Source organism: Commensalibacter papalotli (ex Servin-Garciduenas et al. 2014), assembly GCF_000527695.1.
In the GTDB taxonomy this organism is placed as follows: domain Bacteria; phylum Pseudomonadota; class Alphaproteobacteria; order Acetobacterales; family Acetobacteraceae; genus Commensalibacter; species Commensalibacter papalotli.
Map to the genome: position 1 here is coordinate 1,531,912 of NZ_ATSX01000001.1, position 15,662 is coordinate 1,547,573.

Genomic DNA, 15,662 nt, shown 5'->3' on the forward strand with positions numbered 1-15,662 from the left:
GGTCTTCCTCCTTAACTTTTTTGTTCAGCCGCAATAATACGACTGGATTGATCATCATGACTGGTTTGAGGCCCTAGGCGTGCAAACTTGAACATCAAGTATAATTCTGCCGCGATAAAGATACTGTATAGTAATAAAAATCCGCATAACGAGAAAATCATATACCCAGTACTATGCGTAGAGGACGAAATAAAAGTTGGTAAGATCTCGAATACCGTCCAGGGTTGTCGACCAACCTCGGCTGTAATCCACCCGAATTCAGAAGCCACAAACGGTAAAGGAATAGACCACATCACTATTTTCAAAAAGAAAGGATATTTTTCCAACTGTCTTTTTAAGCTGAGATAAGATGCCATTGCAAAAACAATAAAGAAATACATGGCCAAGAACACCATAATTCTAAATGCCCAGAATGTAACAAACATATCAGGAAAAATATCAAGCTTAGTTTTCTCAACAACTTGAGGCAATTGCTCTGCAGTAATTTTATCAATATCTTGATCTGGAGCGTAACGAGTAGCTAAGAAACCATAACCCATGTCTTTTTCATGGTGTCTAAATTCTTCTAGATCACTTTGCAGGCGATGTTCTCCATAGCGTCTCAGTGCAGATACAGCCTTAATCCCATTTTCAATACGTGGGCCAGCCTGATCTTGCAGTTCATAAATGCCAGGAATAGGCTTGTCAAAAGTATGCGTTAACAAGGGAGTTAATACATAAGGAACACCAATTTCGAAATAATTCGTTTGTTTCTTATCATCAGGAATGGCAAAAAGTAACCAAGGCTCAGAAGGTGGTTTGCTGGTATGCCATAATCCTTCCATTGCAGCAACTTTGGTAGGTTGATGCATATAATCCAAACGCCCCAACACATCACCCAAAGTAATAACAGCAATTGTTGACATTATTCCAAACAAAGCCGCTATGCGAAAGGAATGTGCAGCAAAACTGCGATGTTGGCGTCTTAATAAGTAAAAAGCACTGATTCCCATGACAAACATAGAGGCTGTAACAAAACCAGCAACAGAAGTATGCACAAATTTTGCTTGTGCATCTGGATTGAAAATAAGTGCAACAAAACTATCGAAAGTCATCCTCATAGTTTCAGGATCAAAATAACCACCATGAGGCATATTCATACTGGCGTTCGCAACTAAAATCCATAAAGCAGACAGGTTAGATCCCAATGCCACCAAGTAAGTTACCGCCAAGTGAGCACCTTTGCTAAGACGATCCCAGCCAAAGAACATCAAACCCACAAAGGTTGATTCCATAAAGAATGCCATTAACCCTTCAATCGCCAAAGGGGTTCCAAACATGTCTCCAAAGAACCTTGAATACATGGACCAATTCGTTCCGAATTCAAATTCCATGGTCAGCCCTGTCGCAACGCCCAAGGCAAAGTTAATACCAAATAATTTTCCCCAAAACTGTGTCATATCTTTATAGATTTGTTTACCTGTTACGACGTAAACTGTTTCCATAGCAGCCAAGATAAATACCATTCCCAATGTCAAAGGAACGAACATAAAATGATATAAAGCAGTTAAAGCGAATTGAAATCGAGAGAGTTCAACAACCCAAGGCGATACGATATCCATTCTATACAACTTTCAGATTTTTACAGAAATTCATAGGTATATATAATGCTTTTATAATAAATAAAAAGCATTTCAATAATAAAAAAAACTATAATTTTAATAATTTATTAATAAATCTTTTTATATATGAAATAAATTATGTAAAGTATATACTATATATCAGAGTGGAATTTTCCATCTTGTAATAAAACAACCCTATTAAATAACGGTAATATTTCTTTTTTATGGGTTATTATCATAATTGTTTTGCTAGTATACTTATTTACTAATGCTTGTATTAACTCATACTCTGTTTTTTGGTCCAAGCCATCTGTGGGTTCATCTAAAATTAACCAAGGCGTATTACGCAACAATCCTTGGGCAATAGCCAATCTTCTGGCTTGTCCACCTGATAATCTAAGTCCTTCATTTCCTATAAAAGTATCGAGACCTAGAGATAAATTATGAACAAAATCTTCTAGCTGAACCACTTTTAAAGCTTCAGATATTTCTTCATCCTTAACATTTGGGTTAATTAATTTTAAATTTTCTTTGATTGTCCCAGAAAACAAGTGAAAATCTTGAGATATAACAGTTATAAACGTAGATAAGGTTGTGCTGCTTATTCTGTTAACATCTTTTCCACCAAAATAAATGCTTCCTGATTGCAAATTATAAAAAGAAAATAACATATTTATCACAGTACTCTTACCAATACCCGATGCTCCGATAAGAGCTACATGCTCCCCTTGCTTGATAGTCAAAGAGGCTTGGTCTAAAATAATTTGTGGTTGCGATGGATAACTAAAACTCACTTCATCTATCACCAAATCATATGACGGCTTGGGAAGTAATGATTTTTTAATATGTTCCTGAGGGTAATCACAACAAGCTTGTAATTGCTTTTGCGCAATATCTGCTTTGATCTTAGCATGGCATGCTGCTGGTAACGGTAAAACCACATCAAAAGCTGCCATAATACCTAACACAAGCATTGGAATTTCAGCTGCTGTTAGTGCATTATATTGATATACTTGAACAGAATATATTAATACAAACAGCACCGCCACCATCATAATCATAGTAATGAGGCTACGTGCAGCACTTTCAATAAAATCAAGTTTTAATTTACTATAATCTAAATCAAGTTGGTCTTGTTTGATTTTATGCATTGAAACCTCGGCAACATTCAGCGTTAATAATTCACCAAGATTCTGCAACGTCTCGGCTAAATTCGCCTGCATAACGCTTTTAGTTTGACGCATTTTTTCAAGAATATAATAAGAAAGATAATAGGTAATGACTGGTACTACAATGCCAGCTAATATCAAGGCAATCAGTAAAATTATTCCTGCAATAGGTAAAAAATAAAAAACCAAACCAATAAAGATAATTGCACAACAAAATGCACGACCAAAAGGGACGGCTGCATCTGTGTAATAAGCTGACGCACTTTCGGTATCCGACACAAATTGACCCAGAATATCCCCACCTCTTTTATCCATTAATCCAGAGGGCGTTTGAGGGATAAGAAAAGCATAAACAGCAGTTCTTAAAGCACTGGTTAGTCTAAATGCGCCATCATGAGTAATAATGCGCTCTAAATATCTTGATAAAATACGCGCCATTGCAAAGAAGCGTACTCCTGCTGCAGGCAACATAATATTAAAAGCTTGTGCTGCAGCAACCCCTGCCAAACCAGCAACAGCCGCACTGGTAATCAACCACCCCGATAAAAACAAAAGGCCAAAATTACTGAGTGCGGCAAGACAGGATAAAAATAATCCCAAAGTCAAGTGCCATTTAATGGGTTTGATAAAAGTAATCAATTTGAATTTTTCAGGAACTATAAATTTATTGTTCATTTTATACTTCCCCTTTGGCGGATTGGTTGACCAATCTGCCCTGATCAATTTCCAATAACACATCATTCTGCGCCGCTAGTTCCTTATTATGCGTCGCAACAATTACAACACGATCTTGTTTACATGTTCTGATTGTCTCAATAATTTGCAACGCATTTTCTTGATCTAAACCAGAAGTTGGTTCATCCAAAATTAAAACATCTGGATTTCTTAACAAAGCCCGTGCCAAAACAAAACGACGCAACTGTCCACCGGAAAATTGTTTTCCACCCTCCCCTACATGCGTATCAAACCCTTGAGGAAGTTGCTCTATAAAAGATAAAATACCTGCTTGTTGTGCAGCTATCTTAATTTGATCCAAACTTGCCTGCTCATAACCAAGACATAAATTATCTTTTATAGTGCCAAAAACCATCAAAGCTTTTTGTGGCACCCAGGCAAGCCGCATTTCTTCTGGTTTGATTTCTTGATGGCTTGTATTAAACACCTCCAATGTGCCACAAGAAACAGGTAAAAATCCCAATAATACATTAAGTAAAGTAGTTTTTCCTGCGCCACTTTTTCCAATAACAATAGTCAGTTGATCACGAAGAAAAGAACACGTGATTTGTTGCAATAAAGCCTGTCCTTCGACACTCTGGACGCTTATATCTTGCAACTTAACTTCTTGTACTAAATTGGTATTTTCAACATAAGCAGGTCGTGAAATTAATTTAGGTAACTCATATATTTTTTTAAGTTGCTCAATCGCTGCATTAGCATTTTGTCTGGCATGATAGCTGGCCGAAAAATTACGTAAAGGCATAAAATATTCAGGTGCAAGTAGCAAAACCAAGAATGCAGAACGAAAATCCACTGTGCCCGCCAGTAATCGAGTGCCAAAAATAACCGCAATAACGGCGATCGATAAGCTAGAAAAAAACTCAAGCACTGCAGAGGTAATAAAAGCAACCTTCATCACCGATAATGTCGTTTTACGATATTCATCAGAAAGCTTTTCGATATAAGCAAGACTATCCTGAGCTCTGCCAAATAAACGTAACGTTTTTAGCCCTTTGAGCATATCCAAAAAGCTGCCACTTAATATAGATAATTGGTGCCATTGCTTATCCATAATAACTTGAGCTGCATACCCCACGAACGCCATAAAAACGGGAATTAAAGGGCCAGTAATAGCCAGCACAATAAAACTCCAAATATCAACGCCAACAACAACTGCTAAAATAAAAATGGGTAAAATGACCATCATTGCTGCACTGGGGATATAACGTGCAAAATAAGGGATAAGATTATCAATCCCTTCGGTTAATGTATTTACCATTTCACCAATAGGCAGATTTTTATATGAAATTGGACCTGTTAATTGTAGTCGTGCATAGAGATCTTTACGAAGGGATGCTGCAATCTGAATCCCTGCTTTGGTGCCCGCAAGATCCGATGCAAGTCGAGCAATAGTTTGCAGCAAAAAGAATATAATAACTAGGAAAAAATTAAGTTTTTGGCTATCTAGGCTTGCATGATGAAAGATTAAGTTATCAATCATATGAGCCAAAGTAATAAATTGTAACACTATACATATGGCTGATACCCCCCCTAGTATAACAGAAAGAGCAAACCAGATAGAAGAGCGTTTAAGAAGGTCTTTCAGGCTTAATCCTGATTTTTGTATATCTTGCATAAAACTATAATATAACCTGTTAATTAAGCCTGAGATTTTAACTATCGTTATCTTATAATTGTTACAATTTATTAAATTATCAATCCATTAAACCAATTAAACCCAATATATTTCTTCTGTTTTCTGTGATTTAATCATTTTATTACAATATTATATATTAATTGACTAAATTATAATATCTTCTAAGTGAATTTAATTGGTTCTATATCAAGAAAAAACTAATTCATACAATTTCCGCCATCAACATTTAGTGTCTGACCCGTAATATAATCTGAATCTGAAGAAGCTAAAAACAGAGCCGTTCCAAGAAAGTCAGCAGCCACGCCCATTCTTCCCAAAGGCACAGCCTTGGCAACCTGACGTTTTTTCTCTCCTATTTCAAGATTTTCATATTTTGCAAATAATGCATCAACTTGATCCCACATTGGCGTATCAATAACACCAGGGGCAAGCGCATTTACATTAATTTTATATTCCGCCAGAGCCAAAGCCGCCGATTGTGTATAGCTGATAATAGCAGCTTTGGTTGCACAATAATGCGCAGACAAGGCTTCACCACGACGGCCTGCTTGCGAGGAAATATTAATGATTTTTCCGCCCTTTCCTTGCTTTACCATTTGTCTGGCAACGGCTTGCATCATCATAAAAGAGCCTTGAACATTCACCGCAAATAAACGCTTAAAATCATCCATAGAATCTTCTAAAAACGGGCGCATCCCATAGATACCTGCACCGTTAAATAAGATATTAATCTCACCAAATTCTTTGATTGCCGTTGTAACAATTTTTGCAATGTCTTCTTCTTTGCTGATATCCGCAATTACTGTTACAATTTTAATTTTATACTGCTCTTTTAAAGGTGTGAATTTTTCTTCTACAATTTTTAAATCTACCAGAACGCAATTAGCACCTTCTTCTAGATATTTCTTGGCAATTGCTTCGCTGATCCCACTGCCTGCACCTGTAATGATTGCTGTTTTACTTTTTAATCTCATTATAAATCTCCTTAACACTTCAATATGTTATAAGAAATCATAACAGGTATTTATAAGAGAGTTGTTCACATATATTTGACTAACAGCAAAGCTAGAGAAGAAATTCTAATTAAATATCTAAATTCACCTGACGAAACACTCATTATAGTCAACAAAATCTTAATGATCTTTGTTTCTATCAAGAAAAAAGTTACGAATCTGAGTTGAATCAGTCACTTTCCCCCAAGCATGCGTCGAATAACCAGTATAATACTTCCCTACAGTAATAAAACTTACAGATAACAAATCATTTTGTGGGGTTATTTTATAATAATCTACCGCAGTATCAAAGAGCATATTAAAATAATAGCTCTGAGAAAATCTGCCTACAAAGTCGTCATCAGGAAGATCAGAAAAACCATATTTAACGACCTTACCTTGATAAAGGAAAAGCGATAAATTTTTATTTCTGTGAAAAATAAAGTTAATCCCTGTAATTCTTTTAATATCTTGCCTTGTATACTCACTAGACAATGAAAAAAAATACGCTTTATCCCATCGAAACGGTGTAATTTCATGCAAATGAACTTTACACGTCTCTTGCCATGCACATTTTTCTTTAAGCTCCTTAGAAAGCTGTTCATCTAAAGATGGAAATATTGTTGTATATAAAGAAGGTAATTTAAATAAGAGAAAAATAACTAAAATTATACTAGTAAAAACTGATATTCTTATGGCTATATTTTTAATTCTATCTATTCTTATTACTGTAGCTAATGTAGAAAAAAATAAAAAAGTGCTCAATAAAAATACTATTATAATCACATATTTATATCCATCTATTTATATATGTTAATCAAAACATACTATAATCCCAACAAAAAATATGTCAGCTACAAAACTAACATATTTTCTTAACAAATGACTATTTATGACGCTTTCTCAAAAGCCGCCGCAATAGTTAAATCAACCTCATCCCCAACTTTTGGAAGATAGGTTTTAATTCCAAATTCTCCACGGTTAATTTTTCCTGTGATTTGAAAACCAACAGTATAAGCTTTGTTTAACGGATTAACCCCTGCCCCTATATAGGCAATATGCAAAGTTACAGGTTTCGTTATGCCGTGCAGGGTCAAGTTCCCTGTAACATCTGCTGTCTTTTCACCTGTTTTAACGATATGCGAAGAAACGAAATGTGCTGTTGGGTATTGTTTGGCATCAAACCAATCTGGATCTTTTAACTCTTGGGTTAATTTAGAACTGGTCGTTTGAATGCTGGCAATTGGAATTTGAATGTCTAATTTACTTTTTTCGATATTCTTAGGATTTAAAGCTAACACACCAGAAATATCGGAAAAATTACCCGAGTAATTCGTAAACCCAAAATGAGAAACTGAGAATAAAACTTGGGTATGATATGGATCAATTTTATAATGACCATTTTTTACATTTTGCACTGTGATGACAGTATCTGTTATTTGTTGAGGTGCAGCATGAGCACCTTCTGTTGCAAAAAATAATGCTGTTGCACCTAATAATCCAATAACCACTTTATTCATTTTATATTTTCCTTATATTAAATTTTGAAGAAAATTTTTTATCACTTGCAAACTATATTATCTATTTCTTATAACTTTATAATACATATTTTTATTAAAAGATTATAAACTATAGGTGTGAAATAAAATGCTTGATCGTGTTACCAGCATGCAAATCTTTATCAAAGTGGTCAATACAGGCAGTTTTTCTGCAGCTGGTCGGGCTTTTAACCTGTCTCCTACCATGGTCACCAAACATATTAATGCTTTGGAACAACGATTAAACTGCACCTTATTACATCGCACAACTCGCAAGATTTCACTAACTGAAGCTGGTACTCTATTTTATCAAGGCTGTGATAAAATCTTATCAGAAATGGAAGCCATAGAACAAACTATTACAGCACAACATGTAAGTCCCAAGGGACATTTAAAAATAAATGCGCCTCTTTCTTTAACTCTAAGACATTTCTCTCCTTTATTAATGCAGTTTTCCCAACAATATCCTGATATCTCTATTGAACTGGGACTAACTGACAGGATTGTAGACTTGGTTGAAGAAGGATGGGATTTATCCTTACGCATTGGCAAAATGATTTCCAGCACACTCAAAGCACGCAAGCTAGCCTCTATTGAATTTGTTTTATGTGCCTCCCCATCTTATTTAAAAGAAAACGGTACACCACAACGCATTCAAGAGCTCTCGAACCATCAATGTTTACGATATAGTCTGGGCACTTTAATGAACCGATCTTACTGGAAATTTGGTAAAAATGGTGAACACAATATTCGTGTTAATGGCTCCTTAACCGCAAATAATGGAGAATTTCTAAGAGATGCAGCAATTATGGGGCAAGGAATTGCCTATTTACCCAAATTCCTTTTAAATCAAGAGTTGATAAAAAAACAACTTGTACCAATTCAACTCGACTATCCTACAATTCAAGACGCTGCTTTATATATTATGTACCCTCCTTCAGATTACGTACCATTGAAAAGCAGAGTAATGATTGATTTTCTTGCTCAACAATTCTCTAAACAGGCCCCTTGGGATTAAAAATAATGACACAACACTCCTTTTTTCCAAAACAAGATCTCATTCTTACCAAAAACAATGTACGCCTCGAACCTTTAACATTACAACATATATCAGGATTACAAAAAATCACTGATGAAGAGGACTTGTGGAAATTACGGGTCACAGTTATTCCTCATCCCTCGAAAGTTAAAGATTATATCACTGAAGCACTTGAGGCAAAATCACGCAAAGAACGTTACCCTTTTGCTGTAATAGAAGATACAACAGGAAAAATCATTGGCACTACCAGCTTTTTTGAAATTACGCCCGATGTGCGGAGGCTTGAGATCGGCTATACGTGGTATGCAAAAAATATGCAAAGAACGCACGTAAACACAAATTGCAAATCTTTATTATTAGAATATGCTTTTGAACAACTTCGAACCAATATAGTTGTACTTCGCACCGATATTTTTAATTTTAAAAGTCAAAAAGCCATTGAAAGGCTTGGTGCCAAAAAAGATGGGGTTTTACGAGGACATATTTTAAGACAAGACGGCACCATTCGTGACACTATTGTCTATACAATTGCAGCGAGTGAATGGCCAAACATTAAAATTCACTTATCAGCATTACTAAATGGTTTATACTAAACAATTCTGCTTTAAAATATCTTGAATAAAGATATCCAAATTATCACCTTGAAATAAATAACCTGGGATATTGGCATTTTGCGCAGCCTGAATATCACTATCCCTATCACCAATTAAAAAAGAATGCGCACGATCAATAGGCCATTCTTGTATGGCTCGTTCTATCATTCCAGCCTCGGGTTTACGATCAGGATGCTCTTGACGATAAGCATCAATTACTGCGTCTGGATGATAAGGACACAAATAAAAACCATCTATATGGGCATTGTATTTTTCAAGCTCCTCGACGATATAACTGTGAAATTGATGAACATCAGCTTCGGTGAAATATCCTCTGGCCACCCCGGATTGATTCGTTACAACAATCACTAGAAATCCTAAACGATTCATCTTGGCAATTGCATGCCCTGCGCCATCAATTAATTTCAAATCCTCTTTGCGATAAGGATAGCCAGTATCAAGATTAATAATACCGTCTCGATCAAGGAAAACACATGGTTTCAATTTAGTTTGTGACATATTTAAAGTCCAATATTAATCAATGTTTGATGGCTTATTATAAAAATACAATCTATCTTTTAATTCTAGCAAAAGTATTTTTTACTTTATTGAAAAATTGGTTAAAAATACAAAAAAAAATGGTCTTTTTTTACTTTTTCAGAAAATATGATATGATTCACGCTTAATATAATTTATATAATTTTGATTTTATTCAAATTATAACATTAAAAGGCAGAATATTATTGGATGATAAATAAAATTACCAGCTACCCTCGCTCTATACTTTATTTAAGCACCTGTTTTATTATGACCTTGCATTGCGCCTCTGCCTTTGCAAAACCAGTGTTACATCAAAAGAAAAACAAACATTTTGATCATATCATTGATCACAGAGATAACTCTGATGAAGAAGTTTCTGATTTAAATAACCCTCAAGGGAACCCCGACAGCGATCCCACTCAACAATTGTTACTTGGAGGTGTTAATAAGTATCTTGATCAATATGGCATCCAACTAGGCCTAAGCTGGCTTTCTGAAACCGCAGGAATTATAAATGGCGGGAAAAGAAAAGGGGCTGATTATGCCCATCAAGTTGCTTTTTCTGTGGATATGGATTGGGAGAAAATCATCGGTTGGAAAGGATTTTCAACCCATATGATGATTCTAAATCTGGCTGGTCGAAATGCCAGTACCGATTATATTGGAGATACTCAAATCCAAGCACAAGAAATCCAAGGTGGCGGATATGGCCGTTTTTTTCATATGAACTATGTCTATGGCCTACAAAAACTTTGGGACGATCGTGTAGAAATCAGATTTGGACGTGATAGTGTTGGAAACAACTTTGCACTCAGCCCTTTTGCTTGTCAGTTCATGTTAATCGCCACTTGCGGACAACCACGAAGCATTCAATCACAGCAAGGCTTTACCCCTTGGCCTGGAACGAATTGGGGGGCAAAGATCCTTTATCGACCCACCAAAAATACTTATGTACAAGTTGGCGCTTATGAAAGTTCTCCTTGGGGAAAAGGAAAAGGTGGCCCTGCTGGGTTTAACTGGGGCGTTGGTGCTGCAACTGGCGCATTCGTTCCTGTGGAATTTGGGTATGACTCAAATTTTGGTAAAAAACATCTTAATGGTTATTTGCGCATAGGCGCAGGTCTAGACACCAGCCGTTTTGATACATGGTCCGCCAAAGCTACAGGGTCTGGTAAAAAAGATAATCGTGCTCAATATTGGATCATGATGGGACAAATGATTCATCGTAATGATGCTGTCAAAGATCATGGATTATATGTTATTGCAAACTGGGGGCATGACTCTCCTACGACGGCGAATTTCAAAGATTTGTATAATATCGGTATATTAGATCGTGGCTTTTGGCATGCCAGACCTTATGATCAGTTTGGCCTAATGATGACTTATTATACCGTTCCCAGAGGGTTAAGTCGCGCGCAACAATATCAAATCAATAATGGAATGGTCTCTGGAGGGAATGGAATCTATAGCGGCTTATTAAACGGTGCCCCAGGAATTCAATCAAATAGTATGTTATTCGAGGCGAACTATGGTATTTCTGTGTATCGTGGTATAATGGTTATGCCTGTGTTTGAATTTTTCCACAATGTGGCTGCTACACGTAATACATATAAAGATGCTGCTGTATTAGGCTTCAGAACGAATGTTGTTTTCTAACCAATTTAATTTTTAAAATATTAAATATTGCCATGATTTGATATTAACTTTTAAGGATAGAATCCTATATTTTCCTCTAAAAGAACTTGATAAGGATATTTATTCTTATGTTAAACATAAAATACTTTTTATATAGTTTCGCCTTGGGAATTATTGCTTTTGGAATGACAAGTAACCAACAAACCTATGCACGTAATCACCACAAAAATAGTCCGCCTCCCCCTGTAGTCGAAGTCCCCAAGGACCACCATCTTAATCCTCGACAAAGCTCTGATGACATTTCCCCTTTTGCAAAAAAAGCCGCTGAAAATGCTCGCCAACAACAAGCCGAATTACAACAACAAGACTTAAAAAATAAAAACGGCCCCGCAGCTCTTTTGCCAGGCCGTTATACTAAACGCTCGCAAAAAATTAACGGTACAGAAGGATGGGTCAACAGCAAACGCCAACGTGGTAAATATGATATGGGCCTTAATATGCCTGTTCCTCAAACAGCAGACCCAACACAAAATAAAACTAGAGGTGTTTTTCGCAGAGCTATGCCCGTTTACGAGCCTAATTACTGATTTTCTGTGGTAAGATACTTGCAATACGTTTCTTAGCCTCTTGTATCATTTCTGCAAGAGGCTGTTTATGACTGTATAAATCAACAATAGGCGCACCATTAAAAGTAATTTGATCAAAGGTGGCTATTTTTCTTTCCATTGAATGTAATCGATGATCAGGTTTACGTTGCATCGCAGTTTCAAGATCGACATTTAACCGAATAACCAAATCAGGTTTATGACTTACCATCCAATTATATAAACGACGCTCGCAACGAGTAAGGAAACGAGCTATTAAACTTTTAGGATAATCAACCGTTAAATCTGGCCCATCTAGCCCACCAATGACTGAAGTCTGAGGATAACGATCCGTAACAATTAAAAAGCCCTGTTTTTTTAACCGAAGCATTTTATAAAATCGATAAACACGCCTTAAAGATAATAAAAATATAACCAAAGCAACGCCTGCTTTTGGTCCTTGTTCAGCGCGTGCAGCATGAGATTTTCCAGAAATCTTTTTATCTAATTTTTTCCCTAATAAAGGAAGCTTGGCAATCTTACGTCCAATCGTTCCTGTTTGGCGCCCTAAATGACATGAACGCACAGGATAATCCCCCTTTAACCATTCACAAATTTCAGCCGTAACAGTCGATTTTCCCGAACCGTCAACACCAATAATCGCAATAATGGGCAAGTATGAATCTTTTTTCATAAATTATATTCTTTAAACCTTATTTAGCTGTCACTATATTACAATAAATTACGATAAAATGTGATTTGATTTATCAATATAAACTATTATAAGTCGCTCTATTATGCTATCACCTCTGTATAAACACAATAGTCTTAATCATGACTTGATGATAAACTATCACAGAAATGAGAGAATATTGATTAGTATATTATACACAATAAAAACGCTCACATCATTTGTGCCTAATAAATAGTTAAAGTTTTAGAAAATTATATATGTCGTACCAAAACCCTCCTAAACAATTAGCCCCTTTGATAGCTTTTATTGGGTGTGATGGCTCAGGAAAATCTACACTCAGTATTGATTTAACCAATTCATTATCAAAATTACGCCCAACTAAACGCTGTTACCTAGGACAAGGCTCTGGTAATATCGGTCGCAAAATAAAAGAAATAAAACTCATAGGCCCCTTCTTAGATCGTATTATCGATAAAAAAGCTTCTACAGCAAGGAAAAAAGGCAATAAAATCCCTGGCGTTTTAACCGCCATTGTTATTTTTATATTTTCTTGCGTCCGCTTTTATCATTTCAAACAAATGATGAATTTACGAAAAAAAGGGGTCACTATCATTACAGACCGCTATCCACAAACTGAGGTCAGTGGATTTTACGATGGTCCTGGGTTATCTGCTGCTCATACAAATAACTGGTTTATCTCTAAACTCGTCAAGTGCGAATATAAACTTTATGAGCAAATGGCCTCTGAGAAACCTGATCTTATTTTTCGTTTAAATATCGATGTTGACACGGCTTTTCAACGTAAACAAGATCACGACTATGATCTGTTGAAAGCCAAAGTGGAAGTTACCCCAAAGCTTTCATTTAAAAATGCACATATTGTTGATATTGATGCAACAATACCATACAAAGAGGTTTATCAAACTGTAACGGATATGGTAAAACAAGTTCTATAAGGTTTCTCTTTTATTGGGGTAGATTATTGTCTTTTCATTATAAATCGCTCTTTGTCAGTGGAATGGCTTTATTTTGTATTGCTATTCTAATTGCATTATTTACGACATGGGACGCTACGCTCAGTCATATTTTAGTATATTCTCCTTCTGATTATGATGTCCCCCTTGTTAAAGCCATTTCCAAAATAGGCTCTTTTACAATCATTACTCCGCTTACGCTGTTATTGGGGGGGTGGTTATGGTTCAAAAAACGTGCTTATGAAGCCATCTGGGTTTTAATTACAATGGGCTCATGTAGAATAGTATTTACATTATTAAAGCTTGCTGTCGGCAGAGCTCGCCCTATATTTGATGAGCCTTTAACTCATGCAATCAGCTATAGTTTCCCCAGTGGGCATTCTGTCAATTCACTTGCATTTTTATTTGTCTGTTATTTCATATTTGATCAAAAACGATCTATGTTAATTCTTTGCATACTTGGATCCCTGCTCATTGGATGGTCCAGATTAGCCTTGGGTGCACATTGGTGCAGCGATGTTCTTGCAGGATGGGGAGGTGGTTTAATGTGGATTTCTTTCGCCTATCAAGCAAAAGTATCTATCCCTTTACAAAATTACATTAATCAATATTTACCGCGCCAATAATATTTTTACAAAAATTTGATATATAAAAAGAGAATAAAATGATATTCAAAAAAAACGTTTCTATTCACGCTAAACAAATCGTTGATTTTGAACGTTTTCATTTCTCGGAAGAACAATGTCAGCAACTTTATGACATGATCTGTGTAGATGATAAAGTTGATTTACAAAGCAATCTACCCAGCCACATAAATTTTGATTATACACAAAAACAGCTTATCGAAGGTTTTATGATCAGCCGTCAACTTTGGTTAGAAGGCATATTAGATAAACGATTCCCAGAAATTGTTAAGCAACTTTGTTCTTCATATCATATATCTGAAGAAGACAAAGTCATATACAAAATGGTAAGAGCTAAATTTAAACATCTTTGTTATGCTTGCCGAGGCTTCGATGAACGCCACAAACCTCCATTTTTACTAGGGCGTACCACAGCATTATTAGGTATTATCCAAGACGGCTTTAAACATAAAAAAGCTAATATCGTCATTCCTAACGCCTTGCTCTTAAACGCACTTTGGAATAAAAAAGGGCAATCTTTACTGAAAAAAGAAGTCTATCGTTTTTTCCCTTGTGACGTTGAAAGTTTCACTTCTGCGGTTAATAAACGTGTAACATTTATACAAAACGAAACTCAACAAAATTCGACTGTTTCAGCGCATCAATTTCATACACTTAGAAAACAAATGAGTATGTTATCTGCTGTATATGGTACGTTTGATGTATTATTCCCCTCGTCTTACCATCATCAAACGTTTCAATATCTAGCAACGATTAATGGCCTTATGGGCGACTACCACGACATATTGATAGAGCGAAAAATAAATAAAACTCAAAATTACTTTTTTGATCATTTTATAATACCTGAAGAAATATCATCAAGATTAGCTAATTTCATTAAACATTTTACAACAAAGTAGAATTTACATTAATTCCCCTTAAATAATGAAAGAATTTCTATGTAATAATTTTCTGTCAAAGTTATTTCCCATCCATATTTCTGATCTACAGATAATATTCCATAAAGCCTCGGTTTGACAAACTTATATTCTTCTAGCTTAGTAAATCTCTTACTAAATTAAAAAAAAAGAATAAGGAATAAAACTTGTAACTTTAGAGCCAAAATAAAAAGATTTAGTTAAATCGGGCCTTTTTTTATAAGATCTACAATATTAAAATTAAACAAATAATCATCTGATCATTTATGACTTTATACACTTTTAAGTGATGCTAAGAGGCATCTGATTTACAACTTTAAGATGTGTGTTATCGTATAAGTTGTAATATTTAGATTATGATAAACTTG

15 protein-coding genes are annotated in these 15,662 nt (G+C 35.5%); 7 read left to right on the forward strand and 8 right to left on the reverse strand.

The genetic code is table 11. From position 1 onward, the window contains the following. Positions 1–11 precede the first annotated feature (11 nt). The 6 genes from COMX_RS06930 to COMX_RS06955 all read right to left on the reverse strand — a co-directional run bounded on the left by COMX_RS06930 (position 12) and on the right by COMX_RS06955 (position 7,656). Positions 12–1,601 (reverse strand): cytochrome ubiquinol oxidase subunit I, encoded by a 1,590-nt coding sequence (locus tag COMX_RS06930; RefSeq protein ID WP_034338506.1) that lies wholly within the window; start codon positions 1,599–1,601, stop codon positions 12–14. Between the two features lie 152 nt (positions 1,602–1,753). After that, on the reverse strand, positions 1,754–3,445 hold the full coding sequence (gene cydC / locus COMX_RS06935) for a thiol reductant ABC exporter subunit CydC (RefSeq protein WP_034338509.1): 1,692 nt from the start codon (positions 3,443–3,445) through the stop codon (positions 1,754–1,756). 1 nt (position 3,446) lies between these two features. Continuing rightward, positions 3,447–5,123 carry a thiol reductant ABC exporter subunit CydD gene (cydD, locus tag COMX_RS06940; protein WP_051461947.1) on the reverse strand — a complete coding sequence of 559 codons (1,677 nt, stop codon included), beginning with the start codon at positions 5,121–5,123 and terminating at the stop codon, positions 3,447–3,449. Between the two features lie 218 nt (positions 5,124–5,341). Beyond that, the gene (locus COMX_RS06945) at positions 5,342–6,118 is read right to left on the reverse strand and encodes an L-iditol 2-dehydrogenase (RefSeq protein ID WP_034338511.1); all 777 of its coding nucleotides are present in this window, start codon (positions 6,116–6,118) and stop codon (positions 5,342–5,344) included. A gap of 159 nt (positions 6,119–6,277) precedes the next feature. Next, positions 6,278–6,922, reverse strand: coding sequence for a hypothetical protein (locus tag COMX_RS06950; RefSeq protein ID WP_034338514.1), 645 nt, complete (start codon positions 6,920–6,922; stop codon positions 6,278–6,280). A gap of 104 nt (positions 6,923–7,026) precedes the next feature. Beyond that, positions 7,027–7,656 (reverse strand): YceI family protein, encoded by a 630-nt coding sequence (locus COMX_RS06955; protein ID WP_034338516.1) that lies wholly within the window; start codon positions 7,654–7,656, stop codon positions 7,027–7,029. Between the two features lie 127 nt (positions 7,657–7,783). Between COMX_RS06955 and COMX_RS06960 the strand changes: the two genes are divergently transcribed. After that, complete coding sequence (locus COMX_RS06960; RefSeq protein WP_034338518.1) at positions 7,784–8,692, forward strand: LysR family transcriptional regulator; 909 nt, start codon at positions 7,784–7,786, stop codon at positions 8,690–8,692. Between the two features lie 5 nt (positions 8,693–8,697). After that, the gene (locus tag COMX_RS06965; protein ID WP_034338521.1) at positions 8,698–9,306 is read left to right on the forward strand and encodes a GNAT family N-acetyltransferase; all 609 of its coding nucleotides are present in this window, start codon (positions 8,698–8,700) and stop codon (positions 9,304–9,306) included. Here the strand turns inward: COMX_RS06965 and COMX_RS06970 are convergent. Then, a complete protein-coding gene (locus COMX_RS06970; protein WP_034338524.1) occupies positions 9,298–9,825 on the reverse strand; it encodes a D-glycero-alpha-D-manno-heptose-1,7-bisphosphate 7-phosphatase in 528 nt (175 codons plus the stop codon). The two genes, COMX_RS06965 and COMX_RS06970, sit on opposite strands and share 9 nt — an antisense overlap. Before the next feature lie 288 nt (positions 9,826–10,113). Here COMX_RS06970 and COMX_RS06975 point away from each other — a divergent pair, with 288 nt between their 5' ends. Beyond that, on the forward strand, positions 10,114–11,502 hold the full coding sequence (locus COMX_RS06975) for a carbohydrate porin (RefSeq protein WP_235176790.1): 1,389 nt from the start codon (positions 10,114–10,116) through the stop codon (positions 11,500–11,502). Positions 11,503–11,609: 107 nt separating this feature from the next. After that, complete coding sequence (locus COMX_RS06980) at positions 11,610–12,068, forward strand: hypothetical protein (RefSeq protein WP_034338530.1); 459 nt, start codon at positions 11,610–11,612, stop codon at positions 12,066–12,068. Here the strand turns inward: COMX_RS06980 and COMX_RS06985 are convergent. Then, complete coding sequence (locus COMX_RS06985) at positions 12,058–12,759, reverse strand: nucleoside/nucleotide kinase family protein (RefSeq protein ID WP_034338533.1); 702 nt, start codon at positions 12,757–12,759, stop codon at positions 12,058–12,060. The two genes, COMX_RS06980 and COMX_RS06985, sit on opposite strands and share 11 nt — an antisense overlap. A gap of 257 nt (positions 12,760–13,016) precedes the next feature. Here COMX_RS06985 and COMX_RS06990 point away from each other — a divergent pair, with 257 nt between their 5' ends. The 3 genes from COMX_RS06990 to COMX_RS07000 are packed head-to-tail and all read left to right on the forward strand — an operon-like array spanning position 13,017 to position 15,276. After that, a complete protein-coding gene (locus tag COMX_RS06990; RefSeq protein ID WP_051461948.1) occupies positions 13,017–13,715 on the forward strand; it encodes a nucleoside/nucleotide kinase family protein in 699 nt (232 codons plus the stop codon). A 26-nt stretch (positions 13,716–13,741) separates the two neighbouring features. Further along, positions 13,742–14,359, forward strand: a complete 618-nt coding sequence (locus tag COMX_RS06995; RefSeq protein ID WP_051461949.1) for a phosphatase PAP2 family protein — start codon at positions 13,742–13,744, stop codon at positions 14,357–14,359. 38 nt (positions 14,360–14,397) lie between these two features. Further along, positions 14,398–15,276, forward strand: coding sequence for a hypothetical protein (locus COMX_RS07000; RefSeq protein WP_034338535.1), 879 nt, complete (start codon positions 14,398–14,400; stop codon positions 15,274–15,276). Positions 15,277–15,662 lie beyond the last annotated feature (386 nt).